The 17,601-nt window shown below is 65.6% G+C and carries 17 protein-coding genes and 1 riboswitch; of the genes, 6 read left to right on the forward strand and 11 right to left on the reverse strand.

Annotated features, from left to right (window positions below):
* Positions 1-107: 107 nt before the first annotated feature.
* The 6 genes from BM075_RS05445 to thiM are packed head-to-tail and all read right to left on the reverse strand — an operon-like array spanning position 108 to position 4,760.
* On the reverse strand, positions 108-845 hold the full coding sequence (locus tag BM075_RS05445) for an ABC transporter permease (protein WP_093359640.1): 738 nt from the start codon (positions 843-845) through the stop codon (positions 108-110).
* Positions 842-1,570 (reverse strand): ABC transporter ATP-binding protein, encoded by a 729-nt coding sequence (locus BM075_RS05450; protein ID WP_093359641.1) that lies wholly within the window; start codon positions 1,568-1,570, stop codon positions 842-844. Before BM075_RS05450 ends, BM075_RS05445 begins: the two co-directional genes overlap by 4 nt.
* Positions 1,567-2,502, reverse strand: a complete 936-nt coding sequence (locus tag BM075_RS05455) for an ABC transporter substrate-binding protein (RefSeq protein WP_093359642.1) — start codon at positions 2,500-2,502, stop codon at positions 1,567-1,569. Before BM075_RS05455 ends, BM075_RS05450 begins: the two co-directional genes overlap by 4 nt.
* Positions 2,503-2,524: 22 nt before the next feature.
* Entirely contained in the window at positions 2,525-3,340 is an 816-nt protein-coding gene (thiD, locus tag BM075_RS05460; RefSeq protein ID WP_093359643.1) for a bifunctional hydroxymethylpyrimidine kinase/phosphomethylpyrimidine kinase, read from the reverse strand.
* A complete protein-coding gene (gene thiE, locus BM075_RS05465) occupies positions 3,337-3,975 on the reverse strand; it encodes a thiamine phosphate synthase (protein ID WP_093359644.1) in 639 nt (212 codons plus the stop codon). The genes thiD and thiE overlap by 4 nt, the downstream gene beginning before the upstream one ends.
* A complete protein-coding gene (thiM, locus tag BM075_RS05470) occupies positions 3,972-4,760 on the reverse strand; it encodes a hydroxyethylthiazole kinase (protein WP_093359645.1) in 789 nt (262 codons plus the stop codon). The genes thiE and thiM overlap by 4 nt, the downstream gene beginning before the upstream one ends.
* A gap of 49 nt (positions 4,761-4,809) precedes the next feature.
* Positions 4,810-4,907, reverse strand: a riboswitch (TPP riboswitch).
* A 211-nt stretch (positions 4,908-5,118) separates the two neighbouring features.
* Here thiM and BM075_RS05475 point away from each other — a divergent pair.
* On the forward strand, positions 5,119-5,541 hold the full coding sequence (locus BM075_RS05475; protein ID WP_093359967.1) for a c-type cytochrome: 423 nt from the start codon (positions 5,119-5,121) through the stop codon (positions 5,539-5,541).
* Positions 5,542-5,602: 61 nt separating this feature from the next.
* Here BM075_RS05475 and BM075_RS05480 read toward each other — a convergent pair whose 3' ends face one another.
* Complete coding sequence (locus tag BM075_RS05480; protein ID WP_093359646.1) at positions 5,603-7,117, reverse strand: malonate--CoA ligase; 1,515 nt, start codon at positions 7,115-7,117, stop codon at positions 5,603-5,605.
* A 456-nt stretch (positions 7,118-7,573) separates the two neighbouring features.
* A complete protein-coding gene (gene gltX / locus BM075_RS05485; protein WP_093359647.1) occupies positions 7,574-8,893 on the reverse strand; it encodes a glutamate--tRNA ligase in 1,320 nt (439 codons plus the stop codon).
* Between the two features lie 80 nt (positions 8,894-8,973).
* Between gltX and BM075_RS05490 the strand changes: the two genes are divergently transcribed.
* The 4 genes from BM075_RS05490 (at position 8,974) to BM075_RS05505 (ending at position 12,014) form a co-directional block, all read left to right on the forward strand.
* On the forward strand, positions 8,974-9,378 hold the full coding sequence (locus BM075_RS05490) for a metallopeptidase family protein (RefSeq protein ID WP_093359648.1): 405 nt from the start codon (positions 8,974-8,976) through the stop codon (positions 9,376-9,378).
* 128 nt (positions 9,379-9,506) lie between these two features.
* Positions 9,507-10,427, forward strand: a complete 921-nt coding sequence (locus BM075_RS05495; RefSeq protein ID WP_093359649.1) for an MBL fold metallo-hydrolase — start codon at positions 9,507-9,509, stop codon at positions 10,425-10,427.
* Between the two features lie 207 nt (positions 10,428-10,634).
* A complete protein-coding gene (locus tag BM075_RS05500) occupies positions 10,635-11,582 on the forward strand; it encodes a 1-phosphofructokinase family hexose kinase (protein WP_093359650.1) in 948 nt (315 codons plus the stop codon).
* Between the two features lie 3 nt (positions 11,583-11,585).
* Positions 11,586-12,014: an ArsC/Spx/MgsR family protein gene (locus BM075_RS05505; protein ID WP_093359651.1), complete on the forward strand. Its 429-nt coding sequence runs from the start codon at positions 11,586-11,588 to the stop codon at positions 12,012-12,014.
* A gap of 36 nt (positions 12,015-12,050) precedes the next feature.
* On the opposite strand, the gene BM075_RS05510 is transcribed toward BM075_RS05505, so the two are convergent.
* The 3 genes from BM075_RS05510 to BM075_RS05520 all read right to left on the reverse strand — a co-directional run bounded on the left by BM075_RS05510 (position 12,051) and on the right by BM075_RS05520 (position 15,776).
* Positions 12,051-12,329: a hypothetical protein gene (locus BM075_RS05510; protein ID WP_143089819.1), complete on the reverse strand. Its 279-nt coding sequence runs from the start codon at positions 12,327-12,329 to the stop codon at positions 12,051-12,053.
* A 237-nt stretch (positions 12,330-12,566) separates the two neighbouring features.
* Entirely contained in the window at positions 12,567-13,973 is a 1,407-nt protein-coding gene (gene mgtE / locus BM075_RS05515) for a magnesium transporter (protein WP_093359653.1), read from the reverse strand.
* Positions 13,974-14,099: 126 nt separating this feature from the next.
* The gene (locus BM075_RS05520; RefSeq protein ID WP_093359654.1) at positions 14,100-15,776 is read right to left on the reverse strand and encodes an NAD+ synthase; all 1,677 of its coding nucleotides are present in this window, start codon (positions 15,774-15,776) and stop codon (positions 14,100-14,102) included.
* Between the two features lie 169 nt (positions 15,777-15,945).
* Between BM075_RS05520 and BM075_RS05525 the strand changes: the two genes are divergently transcribed.
* Positions 15,946-17,526 carry an MORN repeat-containing protein gene (locus BM075_RS05525; RefSeq protein ID WP_093359655.1) on the forward strand — a complete coding sequence of 527 codons (1,581 nt, stop codon included), beginning with the start codon at positions 15,946-15,948 and terminating at the stop codon, positions 17,524-17,526.
* The last annotated feature ends 75 nt before the right edge of the window (positions 17,527-17,601 follow it).

Consider the following 17,601-nt stretch of genomic DNA (forward strand, 5'->3'; position numbering starts at 1 on the left):
GATTGATCACCCTACGGAATGACCTAAAGGAAGGCATCGATTTGCGTCTGCCTTGGGAAGCTGTGGATAAGTCGGTGGATGGGCATTTTCTGCGCCCGCGCGTCGCATCAATCGAGCCGCGCAACAAGGCGGTCGCAGGCCCAGCCGACAGAACGGTGCAGGAGCAGCGTCAACGCCGCCAGAACCAGCAGAGTGGCGAACATCAGGTCGATCTTGACCCGCCCGTTGGCGAGCAGCATCAGGTACCCCAGCCCCCCGGCCGCGCCCACCCATTCTCCGATCACCGCACCAATCGGCGCGTAGACCGCGGCCAGCCGGAGCCCCGACGCCAGAGACGGTATGGCTGCCGGAACCCGGATCCCCCAGAGCAACCGCGCCGGCGACGCCCCCATGGTGTGCCCCAGGTCGAGCCAGCCGCGCGGCGTTCGCATCAGTCCGTCGAAGAAGGCTGAGGCGACCGGGAAATAGATGATGAGCACCGCCATCACCACCTTCGACCAGATGCCGTAGCCCATCCAGAGCGTCAGGATCGGCGCCAGGGCGAAGACGGGCAGCGATTGCGTCGCGACCAGGGCGGGCCGAATGAGGTATCGCGCAGCCGGAGAGACGGCGAGGCCGATAGCCGTGGCAATCCCGAGCCCCACCCCAAGAGCGAGGCCGATGAGAACCTCGGCCATGGTGATGCCAGCGTGCCAGGCGATCAGGCCCACATTACTCCAGAGCGCGCCCGCCACGCGGACCGGCCCGGGCAGGATAAATGGCGGCAGGTCCGCCAACGTCACGAGCGCCTGCCATAGGCCCACGAAGAGCACCGCGGCCGCGAGTCCCCGCCACACCCCGCTCATGCCGCCGGCTCCCTGAGCGCGTCGAGCAGGCGGCCCTGGAAGGCCAAAGTCTCGGAATCCGCGGCAGGCCGGATGGCGGGCGTTGCCGGGGGCACCGCTTCGACCATTCCTGTCCGGTCCATCAGGAAAACGCGGTCTCCAAGCCGCGCCGCCTCGCCAGGATCGTGAGTGACGAGCAGGACCGTCCGCCCCTCGAGCGTTTCGGCGGCAAGATCCTGCATCTCGGCCCGGGTTCGTGCATCGAGCGCGGAGAACGGCTCATCGAGAAGCACGACGGGGCGGTCCTCCATTAACGTCCGGGCCAGCGCCACCCGTTGACGTTGCCCGCCCGAGAGCTTCGTCGGCCGCTTGTGGGCGTGCTCGGACAGGCCCAGCCGCTCCACGAGTGTCTCTGCGGCCTCCACGTCCGGCGTCTCCCCACGCAGCCGCGCGCCCAGCGTCACGTTGCCCAGAACGTCGAGCCACGGCATCAGCAGATCCGTCTGCGCCATGTAGGCCACGCGCCCCGGCAGAGGCTTGCCATCGCTCGCACGGATATGCCCGTCAAAATCCACGCCGGTGTCGAGGCCGGCGATCAACCGCAGGATCGTCGTCTTACCGCAGCCCGACGGCCCCAGCAGGCAGGACCACGACCCCGGGTCGATCTCCAGTCGCACCGGCGGAAAGAGAGGCGACTCGCCGAAGCGCGCCGCCCCGATCAGGGTGATGCCCGGTGCCGGTGTCATTCGGCGCCGAGGTCGACCGCGATCTCGGAAACGGGCCGCGTGCCCTCGATCAGTCCAGCCTCGTTCAGGAACGCTTCGAAGCGCGCATAGCGGCCGGCGTCGAGCGCCGCGGGGGCCAGCGAGAAGCGCGGCCAGGTGTCGCCCCACGCCCGCTCGTTCAACTCGTCGCGCAGTTCCGCGGCGGTAGAGGAAAACACCTCCCAAGCCTCGTCGGGGTGATTGACGATGTAGTGGGTTGCGTGCTCGGTGGCGGTCAGAAAGCGCTGCACCTTATCCTTGTCCATCAGGTCGGGGTTGGTCACGTAGATCAACTCCTCATAGGGCGGCAGGCCTTCCTCTTCCAGATAGAAGCAACGGCCGGGCACGCCTTCGATGTCCATCTGGTTCAGCTCGAAATTGCGGAAGGCACCGATCACGGCGTCCACCTGCTCCGCCATTAGCGCGGGCGAGAGCGACCAGTTGACGTTGACCAGTTCGACGTCGTCGAGCGTGAGCCCCGCGTTGCCAAGGATCTTGGCGAGCAACGCTTCCTCCACACCGGCCACCGAAAAGCCGATCTTGCGGCCCTTCAGATCCGCGAGCTCCTTCACCGGCCCATCGTCCAGCACGGCGAGGCAGTTTAGCGGCATCCCGATCAGTGTGCCGACGCGGACGAGCGGCAGGCCGGCCGCGACAGACAGGTGCAGCTGGTACTGGTAGTCGATCGCGAGGTCAGCGTTGCCGGCGGCGGCCATCTTGGGCGGGTCGGACGGGTCCGAGGGTGCGATGATCTCCACCTCCAGATCCTGATCGGCGAAGAACCCCTTTTCCTGCGCCACGATGATCGGCGCGTGGTCGGGGTTGATGTACCAGTCGAGCACGACCGACATCTTGTCCGCGGCGAGCGCCGGGGTGGCGGCGAAAAGAGCGAAAGCGAGCGTTGTCAGGCGCATGGAGCGTCTCCTTGATGTCAGTCTACATGCCGCCGGCGGGCGGCCAGAGTGCGTGGAAGTGGTGCGTGGGTCCGTGGCCGTGTCCGATGGCAAGGGTATCGGCCGCCCCAATGGCGCCGGTGAGCCAGTCCCGCGCCGCCCGGACGGCATCGGCCAGCGCCGCCCCCTTGGCGAGTTCCGCGGCGATGGCGGAGGACAGCGTGCACCCCGTGCCATGGGTGTTCGGCGTCTCGATGCGGGGCGCATCGACCCAGAGCAGACCATTGGCAGTCGCCAGCACATCAGGGCTCTCCGCGCCCTCCAGATGGCCGCCCTTCAGCAGCACGGCCTGCGGCCCGAGGGCGCGCAGGTCCGCCGCATGGCGCGCCATTTCCTCGCGGCTCCGGGCGGGGTCACGGTCCAGCAGGGCCGAGGCCTCCGGCAGATTGGGCGTTAGCAGACTGGCGCGCGGCAACAGCCGGGTTCGTAGCGCCTCCACAGCGTCGGCAGGCAAGAGCGGATGCCCCCCCTTTGCGACCATCACCGGGTCCAGCACGACCGGTCCGTCATAGTCCGCCAGGCGGTCCGCCACAGCGACAGCGATTTCGGCCCCCGCGATCATGCCGATCTTGATCGCATCCACACGGATGTCGTCGAAGATCGCCTGTATTTGGTGCGAGACAAACTCCGGCGGAACGGTGTGCACACCGCTGACGCCCGTCGTGTTCTGCGCCGTGAGGGCGGTCATCGCCGCCATCCCGTAGACGCCCAAGGCAGAAAACGTCTTCAGATCCGCCTGGATACCGGCCCCGCCGGAGGGGTCCGACCCGGCAATGGACAGGGCTGTCGCAACGCTCATGTCCGCGCTCCCTTCACTGCTTCGACCAGATCGCGCGCGGCGGCTTCCGGGTCCGGCTGGCCACAGATGGCGGAGACGACCGCCAGTCCGGCCGCCCCGGCCGCGATCACGCCCTGGGCGTGCGCGGCCGTCAGCCCGCCAATCGCGACCGACGGCACCGGGCAGAGCGCCACAATCCGCGCCAGCCCGTCCATGCCGACGGGGCGTGCGTGGTCCGGCTTTGTGGGCGTGCCGAAGACGGGGCCAACCCCCGCATAGTCCACCGTTTTAGGGTCCAGCGCGCGTGCATGGGCCTCCGTTTCCACCGACAGGCCCAACACCATGTCCGGGCCGATGGCCGCGCGCGCCTCGTGGGCGGGGCGGTCCCCCTGCCCCACGTGCAAGCCGTCTGCCCCGCAGGCGACGGCGGCCTCCACGTCGTCGTTCACGACCAGCAGCGCGCCGGTGCCCTCCATCGCGGCGCGCAGCGCCCGTCCGATCTTCACCCGCTCGGACGTCGAGGCGGTCTTGTGTCGGAGCTGAATGGTGCGAATGCCGCTCGCCATGGCGGCGCGGGCGGTCTCCACCATGCCAACGTTTGCGCAAAGGTCGGGGTCAAGCACGAGATAGGCGGACAGGTCCAGCGGCGTCCTCATGCTGCCTGCACCCTGTCGTCGCCAATCGTTTCGGGGGTCACGGCGGCCACCGCATCCAGGAAGGCCGGCAGGAAGCTGCCCGGCCCCTGCGCCACCTTGGCCGCCTCTGCCCCGGCGGCGGCGAAATGGGCCAGCGCTCCCACGGTCGCGTCGAACGGATCTTCGACAGCCGCCGCGTAAGCCCCGACCAGGCAGGTCAGCGCGCAGCCGGAGGCTGTCACCTTCGGCATGAGCGGCGAGCCACCGGAGATACGCACCGCGCGGCTCCCATCGGTCACGAAATCCACTTCGCCGGTGACCGCCACAACCGAGCCCGCGCGTTGCGCTACGTCCCGCGCAGCGGCTTCGGCCGCGGTCACGGAATCGCCCGCGTCGACCCCCTTGCCCGAGCTGTCCTGCCCCCCGATCGCGAGGATTTCAGATGCGTTTCCCCGCACGATGGTGGGCGACTTCTGCATCAGCCGCGAGGTCGCTTCCCGCCGCAGGCCGGTTGCGAAACAGGCGACCGGATCGAGCACCCAGGGCTTCCCGGTCTTGGCGGCCACACTGGAGGCTTCGATCATGCCCGCGACCCACCGCGGGCTGAGCGTTCCGATATTGATGGTCAGCGCACCCGCGATGGCGGCGAACTCGCCCGCCTCCTCCACGTCGTGCACCATCGCCGGGGCCGCCCCCGCCGCCAGAAGCGTGTTCGCGGCAAAATTCATCGCCACGTAATTGGTGATGCACTGCACCAGGGGCGCTGCCTCACGCATGGATGCAAGGGATTGGGAAGGAGCGGTCATCGGATTGGCCTCCACCGGCAAAGGCCGCGGGGGGCCTGCTGGCGGTGCGCCGATCGGGTCCCCGACTCCCTCCGCCAGTATCATCTGGTTCAGGTTCAAAGGGTACTTCTCAGACCGCATGAGATGCGGACGCCCCCGTCGATGTCCGTCCATAAAGCAGATCGCTCCGGAAATGTCACGAGGGCGCGCCATCAAATATTGCCGGGGCACGCTTCAACGCCCGCGAACGGACCATGTCTAAATGCGGGCCCCGGCCAAGATTCCGGCCCCGGCCGCCATCGCCATGATCTGCTTCAACGACACGCGGCGAAAGACCGCGCATTGTTCCGGTGGAGGCAATCGGAAGGAGGAGGTCGAGATGAGGTGCTTCATTCTCGCCGCGGGCGCGATGCTCGCGCTGTCCACCGGAGTGGCCTTGGCTCAGGAGGCGGAGGCAAAACTCGGCGAACAGGAATACATGATCGCTTGCGCAGGATGTCACGGGGAGGACGGTAAAGGCAGTGGGCCGATGGCAGAGCTGCTTGTCATCAATCCACCGGACTTGACCAAGATCACCGAACGGACCGGAGGCGGTGCCTTCCCGTATTACAACACGATGATCCTGATTGATGGACGCAACGACATCCGTGCACACGGAGGCCCCATGCCGATCTGGGGAGACCGTTTCATGAGCGACATGCGCGCCCACGACGCCGCTTGGGTTACGCCCGAATCCGTGAAACTCGCGGTCAAGGGGCGCATATTGGCCCTGACGCAGTACCTGGCATCGATCCAGCAATAGCGGCCCCGGTGCAGCCGGCACGTAACCCGCCGCGGGGGACTCGGCGCATCCGCAATGATGGTCAGGCGGTAAAGACGTCCGAATAGGTTTGGCGCAGCAGCTTCTTCTGCACCTTTCCCATGGCGTTGCGGGGCAACTCGTCGACAATCACGTAATGCCGCGGCTGCTTGAACCGGGCGAGATTGGCGCTGATTTCGGCCTCGATCTCCAGCACGTCGAGCTTCGCACCACTCTCCGGCACCAATACGGCCACGACGCTTTCACCGAGATCCGGGTGCGGCGCCCCGATGACCGCGCTTTCCAGTACGCCGGGTTGCGCATCCAGCGCCTGCTCGACATCGACCGGATAGACGTTGAACCCACCCGAAATGATCAGATCCTTGCTGCGGCCGACGATGGTGACGTAGCCGTCCTCCCCCTGCATTCCCAGGTCGCCGGTAATGAAGAACCCGTCCGGGCGCAGTTCTTCCGCTGTCTTCTCCGGCATCCGCCAGTAGCCCTGGAAGACATTGGGGCCGCGTACCTCGATCATCCCCACTTTCCCGCGGGGCAGCTCGGCGCCGGTATCGGGGTCCGTCACCCGAATCTCCACGCCCGGCAGCGGAAGGCCCACCGTCCCCGCCCGCCGCTCGCCCTCGTACGGGTTGGAGGTGTTCATGTTGGTCTCGGTCAGGCCGTACCGTTCCAGAATGCGATGCCCGGTACGCTCTTCGAACGCCCTGTGTGTCTCCGCCAGAAGGGGCGCAGATCCCGCGATGAACAGGCGCATGTTAGCGCAGCGATCCCGCGTGAATTCGGGGTGGTCCAGCAGGCGGGTATAGAACGTGGGCACACCCATCAGCGCGGTGGCCCGCGGCAACGTCTCCAGAACCGCGTTCAGGTCGAACCGCGGCAGGAAGATCATCGACCCGCCGGCAAGCAGCATGATGTTGGTGGCCACGAACAAGCCGTGGGTATGAAAGATCGGCAGGGCATGGATAAGCACGTCTTCACGATTGAAGTGCCAGACGTCTTTCAGCACCTGGGCATTCGACAACAGGTTCTGCTGACTCAGCATCGCGCCCTTGGACAGCCCGGTCGTGCCGGAGGTGTAGAGCAGCGCCGCAAGGTCCGACTCCTCCCGGTCCGCCGGCTCGAATCGGTCCGACAAGCCGCGCGCGAGTTCGGCGAAGCTGCCGCTGCCATCGGCTTCCAGCGTTTCGTAGCGCACGCCGAGCTGGTCGCAATCGGTGTGCAGCACCTCACGCGAATCCCCCCGCCCCAGAACAAGCCGCGCGCCGGAATTCTCGATGAAGTAGCAGACCTCATGGGCGGTGTAGCCAGTGTTGAACGGCAGAAAAACGAGCCCCGACATAACCGACGCGGCATAGACGGCCAGTGCTTCTGGCGATTTGTCCACTTGCACGGCGAGCCGGTCTCCCGGCCGCAACCCCACGTCCGTCAGGGCATTGGCGAACCGGGACGCCATGCGCAGAAAGGCACCATGCGTCAGTTCGGCGCCGTCGGGGAGGACAAGGAACGGCGTCTCCTTGTCCATGTGCGGCGCGAACAGGGCGTCAAACAGGGGATTTGGCATGTCAGGACCCTTCGACGTACGTTCTTGTGCGACCTCTACCCTCCCGTCCCTCCCAAGGGCAAGGCGACGAAGCGCACGCGCGATGAGAGAGCTTCAGTTGCACGAAGACGCACTGCCGCAGCAAATTTCAGAGGCCGTCCTGCAATGTGAATAACTTTTTGCCGGATTTTCCGGGGCATGGCGCTATTTCAGTAGCATCACGCCCGCGCTTCTACGCCAAACACGATCTCGCATCCAAATGGACTCGGCAGAACCATATAACCTATTGTTATAAATCGTTTATTTTTTTATTATTTGCTGGAACAAATTTGAGGTTTAGCAAATTGGGCCGCCGATCACCCCACGCCAAATAGTTCCACGCTGTGGATAAGTTTGTGGACCTGCCGTCCGGTCAAGACTCAAGACGTGTCTCGATATGGCGTGTTGCATTTGCGCAACCCATACGATGTCGGTCGCTCAGAACTTCGGTTTGGCCTGCATAAGCGGCATAAAGTCTGCCATTTCAGGGCCATGACGGCGCCCGGTCAGAGCCTTGCGAAGCGGCATGAACAGCCCCTTGCCTTTCCGCCCAGTCTCCGCCTTCACCGCGGAGGTCCAGGTGGACCAGGTGGACTCGTCGAACGGAAGATCCGGCAATAGCGCCATCGCACTCTGGACGAAGTCCGCATCCTCCGGGTCGACGTCAGCCTGCGCGCCTTGCGACAGCACCGTCCACCAGTCGGCGATCTCTGCACGGGTACCGATGTTTTCCCGGACCACGTTCCAGAACTGCGCGGCCATATCGTCCGGAACGCCGATTTCCGCGATCCGGTCAGAGACTGCCTCCAGCGGCAGGCTATGCAGGTACCGCGCCGTGAGCGGCCGAAGGTCCTCCACGTCGAACTTGGTCGGCGCGGCGCCGAAATGGCTTAGGTTGAACCCGTCGATCAGCTCCTGATGGTCGGTGCGCAACTCCACCGGATCGGACGAGCCGAGTCGCGCCATCAGCGACAGCAGCGCCATCGGCTCCACGCCTTGCTCGCGCAGGTCGCGCAAGGCCAGCGTCCCGAGGCGCTTTGACAGTGCCTCCCCCTGCGGGCCGGTGAGCAGCGAGTGGTGCGCAAAGTGCGGCACGGCGCCGCCGAGCGCCTCGATGATCTGGATCTGGGTTGCGGTGTTCGTCACGTGGTCGGAACCGCGCACCACGTGGGTGATCCCCATCTCGGTGTCGTCCACCACGGAGGCGATGGTGTAGAGCACCTGCCCGTCCCCGCGAATGAGGACCGGATCGGAAACCGAGGCCGCGTCGATCGAGGTCAGGCCGAGGATACCATCCTCCCACTCGATCCGCTCCTGCTTCAGCAGGAAGCGCCAGTGCCCGGACCGATCCGCCCGCAGGGCCGCCTTATCTGCCTCGGAGAGCTGCAATGCCGCGCGGTCGTAAACCGGCGGCTTGCCCATGTTGAGCTGCTTCTTGCGCTTCAGGTCCAGTTCCGTGGGCGTTTCGAAGCACTCGTAAAGCCGCCCCTCCGCCCGCAATGCGTCCGCGGCCGCGGCGTACCGGTCAAGGCGGGAAGATTGCGTCTCCTCCCGGTCCCACGTCAGGCCCAGCCATTCCAGATCCTCCCGGATCGCATCGGCGTATTCCTGTTTCGACCGCTCGGGGTCCGTATCATCAAGCCGCAGAATAAACGTGCCGCCGGCTTTGCGCGCGATCAGCCAGTTGAACAGCGCAGTGCGCAGATTGCCCACATGCAGATATCCGGTGGGCGACGGGGCGAAACGTGTGACGGTCATTCGAGCTCTCCTGTTCTGCGCCCTCTTCCACAGGGGGGCGTTCTTGTCCATACCGGAGGCAGAGAACCAGGGGATCATGCATGGACTGGACCGCCGCACAGGCTCCGAGCCTCTACGACATCGCCGTTCTGGCGGAGGAGACCCGAAAGGCATTTCCGCAGCCGTTCGACTATCCGGCGCGGTCGGTGGTGATACAGGTGGAGGAACTGGCCGACGAGGACATGCTGGCGGACCTCGAGTTGGATGACCCCTACGAACTCACCGGACTCTACGACGGCATCCCTCTCACGGAGCGGTCCGTGATGGACCAGCCCGACCAGCCAGACATGATCTGGCTGTTCCGCCGTGCGATCCTGGAGGAATGGATCGAGCGCGGGGATGTGTCGCTGGCCGAGCTTGTCGGAAATGTCGTGGTGCACGAGTTCGCCCACCATTTCGGATGGTCCGACAAGGACATCGCCCGCATCGACCGTTGGTGGGAATAACGTCGAACAAGGCCTTGGCGCAGTGCCTCGGCCAGTTCCCTCTCCGAGACCCACTGCCCGAGAACTGAACCGACGCCGCCCCATGTGCGTACACACAGGATACGGGACTGGAGAACAGGAGATCCGACATGACCTTTCGCTTGAGCCGACGTGCCGCAATTGCGTCCACCCTCGCCGCGCCTGCCGTGCTGGCCGCCACACGTATGGCAACGGCCCAGACGGCGCCCCAGGCGCCCTCGCCGATGCCCCGGGCACGCGGCTTCAAGGTGGGCGACTTCGACGTGACGACCCTGCTGGCGGGCAGCGCAATGCGGGAGGAGCCGCACACGATCTTCGGCCTCAACGTGGACGCCGAGACATTTGGGACCGTAAGCCGGGACAACTTCATCCCCACGGACAAGGCTCAGTTCTATTTTACACCGACCGTGGTCCGCACTGCGAGCGAGGTGATTCTCTTCGATACCGGGCTGAACCCGGAAGGGATCGCCACGGCTTTGCAGGAGGCTGGCACGTCGGCCGATGACGTAACGCATGTCGTCATAACGCATATGCACGGCGATCACATCGGCGGGCTGATGAAGGACGGTGCGCCCACATTTGCGAATGCCGCCTACCTCACCGGCGAGCGCGAGTACGATCACTGGGCCGACTCGGGGAACGAAGGGTTCGAGGGAATGGTGAAGCCGCTGGCGGAGCAGATGACATTCCTGAAGGACGGCGACTCGGTCACCTCCGGCATCACCGCTGTCGCGGCGTTCGGGCACACGCCCGGACACATGACCTACATGCTGGAAAGCGGGAACGATCAACTTCTGCTCGCGGCAGACCTCGCCAACCACTACGTGTGGTCCCTCGCCTACCCCGACTGGGAGGTGAAATACGACAGCGACAAGGCCGCCGCCGCGGAATCCCGCCGCCGCATTCTCGGGATGCTCGCCGCCGACAAGGTGCCGTTTGTCGGCTACCACATGCCCTTCCCTGCCGCGGGTTTCGTTGACACGCGCGAAGACGGTTTCCGGTATGTGCCGGTCAGCTACCAGTTGATGTGACCTTCCGCGCGCCCTGACAGCACAGTTTCCGGGGCGCGCGCCCCTTGTGATTGGCACTGACATGCCTTTCCCTGCAAGCCGACGCTTTTCGCACAAGAACCGGTCGCCTCGTGCCTGCGGTCGTATTACGCGCCCTCCAAGGTTGCATCGTCGCGCCGAATGGGGTGTGTGTGCGCAAACATCGGCTGAAAGGGAAAGGCACACACCGTGTCGGAAATTCTGACGATCACCCTGAACCCCGCGCTCGACATCAACACCGAGACCGACCACGTCGTTCCCGACGTCAAATTGCGCTGCACCGAACCGCAGGTTGATCCCGGCGGCGGCGGCATCAACGTCGCGCGGGCCATCCAATACATGGGCGGCAAAGCGACCGCCATCGTCGCGGCGGCCGGCCACAACGGCAACCGGCTGCTCGACCTGCTCGGGGCCGAGGGCATTCCGACCGTCAAGATCCCATCTCCCGGCGAAACGCGCAGCAGTGTTGTGGTGAACTGCAAAGAAACCGGCCTGCAATATCGCTTCGTCCTGCCTGGACCGCCCTGGTCGGACGAACACGTGCGGAACGCCATCGTCACCACGGTACAGAATGCACCGGAGGGCGGGCTGATCATCCTGTCCGGCAGCCAGCCGCCGGGTGTGCCGCTCGATTTCGAGGAATCCCTGTCGACCGCCATCCGGCACGCCGGAGCGCGGCTCATCGTGGACACCTCCGGCCCGGCCCTGCGCCGGATCGTCGAGGACCATACCTCCCCGCCCTTCCTGCTGCGCTCGGACGACGAAGAAGCCGAAGGACTCGCCGGCCGCAAGCTGGTGACGCCGGCCGACACCGCCGCCTTCTCCCGCAGCCTGATCGAGAACGGCGTGGCGCAGAACATCATCTTCGCCCGCGGCGCCGAAGGTTCGGTGCTGACCACGGCGGAGGGGTCCTGGCTCGCGACGGCCGCGAAAGTGACCGTCGTCTCCAAAGTGGGCGCCGGCGACAGCTACGTCGGGGGATTCACCCTGAGCCTGTCGCGCGGAAGCTCGATTCAGGAAGCCGCCCGCTGGGGCGCTGCCGCTGCCTCCGCCGCGGTCACCACAGAGGCCACGCAACTGTGCCGGGGCGAAGACGTGGAGCGGCTGCTGCCGCAGTGCAAGCTGATCCCGCTCTGATCTATGGAAGCGACGATCTATCACAACGCCGCCTGCAGCAAGTCGCGAGACGTGCTGCGGGTGATCGAGGCTGCGGGCTACACCCCGCGCATCGTCAAATACGTGGAAACCGGCTGGGACCGCGCCCATCTCGCCGCCCTGCTCGAGGCTGCGGGGCTCACGCCCTCGCAAGCCCTGCGCCGCGTCCGTGGGCCGGCGAAGGATATGGGCCTGCTGGACGACGGCGTGACGGACGCCGAGATCTTCGAGGCGATGCTCGCGCGGCCGATCCTCGTTGAACGTCCGATCGTGACGACCGACCTCGGCACGCGGCTTTGCCGCCCGGTGAGTTTGGTGCTCGACCTACTGTCGTCATGGCCGGACGCACCCTTTGCCATGCTCAACGGCCACATGCTGATCGACGCACAGGGCCTTCCCGTTCCGGGTGCGTAACTGTCCTGAGGCCGGCAGGCGATGCCGGACGGCAGGTCACTTGTCGGACGGGTGAACGTATGTCGTCTGGAGGATCTTGCCGGTTTCGGTATCCACCACGATGCAAACTTCGCTCCCGTCCGGATCATAGGCGACAAGCCGGCCGGTTTCCGGGTCCAGTACCCGAACGTCGTGATACCCGTTGTTGATGAGCTTCGCGTTCATTCCGTCATAGAAGACCGACGGCATCTCGCGGTCCAACATGGCGCTCCAGGCCGGGGCGGCGAGCATGGCCAGAGGCACGAGGGGAACGAGCGTCAAGCGAGCGAGTTTCATGGTGTCCTCCCATTTGTTGCTCCGCTCCTGCCGCAGCACGCGGAAAACACGCGCAATCGAACGCACCGAGGCACGTGGCACGCACCGCCTCGTTCCGCAGCAGATTTACGGAAATTGTTCTGTCGGAAGCGGCCGGCGTCCCTGGCCGACCATGCGACAGGATAGCACAATTATGCCCGAGTCGGCTAGGCCGTCGCCGGAACCGACCGGCCCGCCGGGCCATCCTGAAGGCATGCGTCAGAAATAGATCAGCGACGCGACCGTGAAGAAGATGAGCACGCCGAAGACGTCATTGGCGGTGTTGATGAAGATCCCCGTGGCCACCGCCGGATCGAGCTTCAACTTTTTCAGAATGAACGGCACCAGGGCCCCGTAGGACCCCGCAACCATGGTGACGATCAGCAGCGCGGCGGCGCAGGTCAGCGCCAGGTGCTGCGCCCGTTCCACACCAATCGACGGCCCGATGAACAGAACCAGCAGCCCCACCACGGCACCGACCACCACCCCGTTGATGGCCGCGCCCAGCAGTTCGCGGCCGAGCCGGGGAAGAAAATCGCCGCTCCACTCCACGCCGGACCCGATCGCCTGGATCGACATCGTGGAGGCCTGCACACCCACGTTCCCCGCGGTGCCCATGACGACGGGGATGAAGCTCGCCAGGATCGCCGCCTCTGTAAGGGCCGTCTCGAAAGAGCCGATGACGCTCGCGGAGAGGCCCGAGCCGATCAGGCCCAGCAGGATCCAGGGAAGACGGCTGCGTACGATCCGCACCGGCCCGTCAAATTCGGAGGCCTCTGGCGACACGCCGCCCATCAGCAGCATGTCCTCCTTGGCTTCCTCGCTGGATATCTCGCGCAGCTCCTGCGCCGCGATCCCGCCAAGAAGTCGGCCTTCCCCGTCGACAACCGCGAGGTTCTGGATGTTGTACTTCGTGGCGAGCGCCAGCACGTCTTCCTGATCTGTCTCGGCCGTGACGAAGAACCGGGGCGGCTGCATGACCTGCACGACCGGCGTGTCGTCGTCGTAGAGAATCAGGTCCCGCAGCCGGACAGACCCCTTCAGGTGCCGCGCGTGATCGACCACGTAGACGCGTTCCAGTCGGTCAATCTCCTCCGAACGGGCGCGAATGTCGGCGATGATCTCGCCGATGGTGCCGTCCTCCCGTGCGGTCAGGATACCGCGCCGCATGTGGGCGGAGGCGAGGTCGTCGTTGGTTTCCAGCGCCTCGCGCAGCTCCGCAGCATGGGGATGCCCTTCGATCAGGTCCAGCGCGTAGGGGCGTGGCATCTCGTCCAGCAGCCGGATCGCGCGGTCCTGGTCGAGCTTGCGGAGCAGCTTGCGGAACTTCGCCTTGGTTTCTTCCTCCGCCAGCAGGGCGTGCAGGTGAGGATCGATCTCCGACAGCACGCCAAGTCCCGTTTCGTCGGGCATGATCTCGATAAGGCGGCGGGCGTCCTTGCTGCGCAAGGACATCAGCAGCGCCACGATATCCGCCACCGGCCACCTGCGGACCGCCGCGAGGGCCTTTCGCCCGTCGCCTTCCCGCACCATCCTGCCGATCTGCCGCGCCGTCACCCGGTTTTCGACAGCGGCTTCCTCGCTGCCGCTGGCATCCCACGAAAGCGAGGTGGCGGTTTCGGTCATGGTCGATCTCTCCTGTCGAAGCCTGCCCCGGACGCGGGACCGTCGACGGGAAATGTGCGTCAGACGGGGGCCGGTTCAAGTCCGGCACCCGCGGGAATGCACCATGAACGCCGCAGCCGGGGCGTTTCAGTCGGGAGCGTTCTCCCGCCCCACCGGGTCGCGCCAGCGGTTGACGATGGGATAACGGCGGTCGAGCCAGAAGGCGCGGCGCGTCAGCCGGGCGCCGGGAGCGGACTGGAAGCGTTTGTATTCGCTCATGTAGAGCAAGCGTTCCACGCGGCGGACATCCTCCAGCGAAAAGCCCTCGGCCAGCACCTCTTCGAAGCTCGCCTCCTCGTCCACCAGCAACTCCAGGATGCGGTCGAGCACCGCGTAGGGTGGCAAGCTGTCCTCGTCCTTCTGATCCTCCCGCAGCTCGGCCGACGGCGGCTTGTCGATCACGCGCGGCGGGATCACCGCGCCCTCCGGCCCCATCATCCAGTCGCGGTGGTTGGCGTTGCGCCAGCGGCAGGTCTCGAAAACCCGCATCTTGTAGAGGTCCTTGATCGGGTTGTAGCCGCCCGACATGTCGCCGTAGATCGTGGCATAGCCCACCGCGACCTCGGACTTGTTGCCGGTGGTCAGCAACATCTCCCCGAACTTGTTGGAGAGCGCCATCAGAAGCAGACCGCGCAGGCGGGACTGGATGTTTTCCTCGGTCACGTCCGCCGGCAGCCCCTCGAACATCGGAGCCAGCGCCTCCGTCACCGCTGCACGCGGGCCGGAAATCGGCACGGTGTCGAGCCGGCAGCCCAGGTTCTTCGCAACGGCCGCGGCATCCTCGAGCGAGGCGGGCGAGGTATATTCGGAGGGCAGCATCACGCAGCGCACGTTCTCCGGACCGATGGCGTCGGCAGCGATCATCGCGACCAGCGCCGAATCCACGCCGCCCGACAGGCCCAACAGCACCTTGGAGAACCCCGATTTGCGTAGGTAGTCGCGCAGCGCTTCCACCATCACGCGATAATCCTGCTCCCATTCGTTGGGCAGGTGCGCCTTTTCGCCGGGAACGGCCCGCCAGCCGTCCGGCCCTTCGACGAAGTCCTGATGCGCGATATGCTCGTCGAACACCGGGAACTGCGTCGCCAGCTCGCCGTGCGGATTGAGCACGAAGGTGCCACCGTCGAACACCTGGTCGTCCTGACCGCCAACCATGTTGAGATAGGCCAGCGGCAGGCCCGTTTCCACCACCCGGGAGACCATGTGCGTCATGCGGAAATCACGCTTGTTGCGGAAATAGGGCGAGCCGTTCGGCACCAGCAGGATCTGCGCGCCGGTTTCGGCCAGAGTTTCCGTGACGTCCGGGAACCACGCGTCCTCACACACCGGAATGCCCACGCGCAGCGGCCCCACCGCCACCGGCCCATGCACATCGCCGCTGGCAAAGTACCGCTTCTCGTCGAAGACATTGTAGTTGGGCAGGTGGTGCTTGAAGATCGGGCCGGCCATCTTCCCGCCCTGGAGCACCACGTAGACGTTGAAAAGCTCCGCGCCTTCGAACCACGGCAGGCCGATTCCGAGCGCCGGGCCGTCCGCGCAATCCTGCGCCAACTCTTCCATCACCCGCTGGCAATCGGCCACGAAGGCCGGCTTCATCACCAGGTCCTGCGGCTGGTAGCCGGCCAGGAACATCTCCGGAAGGGCGACCATGTCGCTGCCCGCCGCCTTGGCCTGTTCCCAGGCCACGCGCGCCTTTTCGGCGTTGCCCCGCAGGTTGCCCACCGTCGGGTTAAGCTGTGCCAGCGTCAATCGAAATCTGGTCATCGGCGCCTTCCTCGTCCCGGGCCCGACAGGGGGCCCCGGCCCTCTTATCAGACTGGCTGGCGCATGGAAGCCGATGTGGGCGAAAAGCAATTGCCCATGATCGGGGGGCCAACTAGTGTTGCGCACCAAACGTGGAATCCAAAACCCCGGCTTCGCCGAGGGGAGTATTATGACCCGACAGGCAAGATTTACCGCCCCGGCTGCTATTTTCGCGGCAACCCTGGCCACCGCCCTTCCCGCGATGGCGCAGCTATCGGACGTGCAGACCAAGCAGTACGAGAACGGCGGCGTGTACGAGGGCACCTTCAAGGACGGGTTGCAGCACGGCACGGGAACATACCTCCTGCCGAACGGCTACGAGTACACCGGCGACTGGGTGGAGGGCGAGATTCTCGGCGAGGGAATCGCACGGTTCCCCGATGGCGCCGTCTACGAGGGCAGCTTTGCCCGGGGCAAGCCGAATGGAACCGGCAAGATCACGTTTGCGGACGGTGGCACCTACGAGGGCGACTGGGTCGACAACGAGATGACCGGCAAGGGCGTCGCCAACTATGCCAACGGCGTGCGCTACGAAGGGGACTTCAAGAACGCATTGCATGACGGCTCCGGCGTGATGACAGCGCCCACCGGCTACGTCTACGAGGGCGAGTGGGTCGCCGGCGTCAAGGAAGGCAAGGGTAAGATCACCTACCCCAGTGGCGCGGTCTACGAAGGCAACCTAAGCCGCGGCCTGCGCTCCGGGCAGGGCAAGCTCACCATGCCGGACGGGCTGGAATACGAGGGCGCCTGGAAGAACGGCCAGATCAACGGTTTCGGCACGCTCCGCCAGTCCAACGGAGACGTCTATGAAGGTCTGCTCGTCAACGGCAAGCGCGAGGGCCAGGGAAAGGTGACCTACGCCAACGGCGACACCTACGAAGGCGAGTTCCACGACGATCAGCGCCACGGGGAGGGCACCTTCACGGGCACCGACGGCTACGTCTATGTGGGCCAGTGGGTCGACGGCAAGATCGAGGGCGAAGGCACGGTCGTCTACCCCGACGGGTCGGTCTACGAAGGCGCGTTCAAGGAAGATCAGCCCAACGGCAAGGGCAAGATCACCTACCCGGACGGCAACACCTACGAAGGCGACTGGCTGGACAGCGTGATCGAGGGCCAGGGCATCGCGACGTACGCCGACGGCCAGGTCTATGAAGGTGCGTTCAAGGACGCGCGCTATCACGGCTACGGCGTGATGACCTATCCCGACGGCTACAAATATGAAGGCGAGTGGGTGAACGGAACACGCCACGGCCAGGGCAAGGCGACGTATACCGACGGCAGCGTCTACGAGGGCGCATTCCAGGAGGGCCAGCGCACCGGCCAGGGCACGCTGACGGCCCCGAGCGGCTTCAGCTACACCGGCGAATGGCTGAACGGCGAGATGCAGGGCAAGGGCGTTGCGACCTATGTGAACGGCGACACCTACGAAGGGACCTTCGTCGCCGGGATGCCGCAGGGCGAAGGGCTGATGCGCTATTCCACCGGCGAGGTTCGTGCCGGCGATTGGGAGAAGGGCGATCTGGTGAAGTCCGATCCGGAAGCGGCAGCCCGCGCGGCCGAAGATACTGCCGGCAGCGAGGGAGCATCCTCGGCAGTGCCCGGTGCCACCGATGATACAACGGACGCGGCTCCAACCGACGGGACCGAAACCGCCGGCGACGGCGATACGACGTCCGGCACAGCCGAAGACGGCACGGCGGTCGACTGATCCGGTGACGGCGCGTCCGCACCGCATCGAGCCATGCAACAAGTGTTTGGATGCCATGCAACAGGCTCCGCGCCG

The organism is Tropicimonas isoalkanivorans, from assembly GCF_900112335.1.
GTDB lineage: Bacteria > Pseudomonadota > Alphaproteobacteria > Rhodobacterales > Rhodobacteraceae > Tropicimonas > Tropicimonas isoalkanivorans.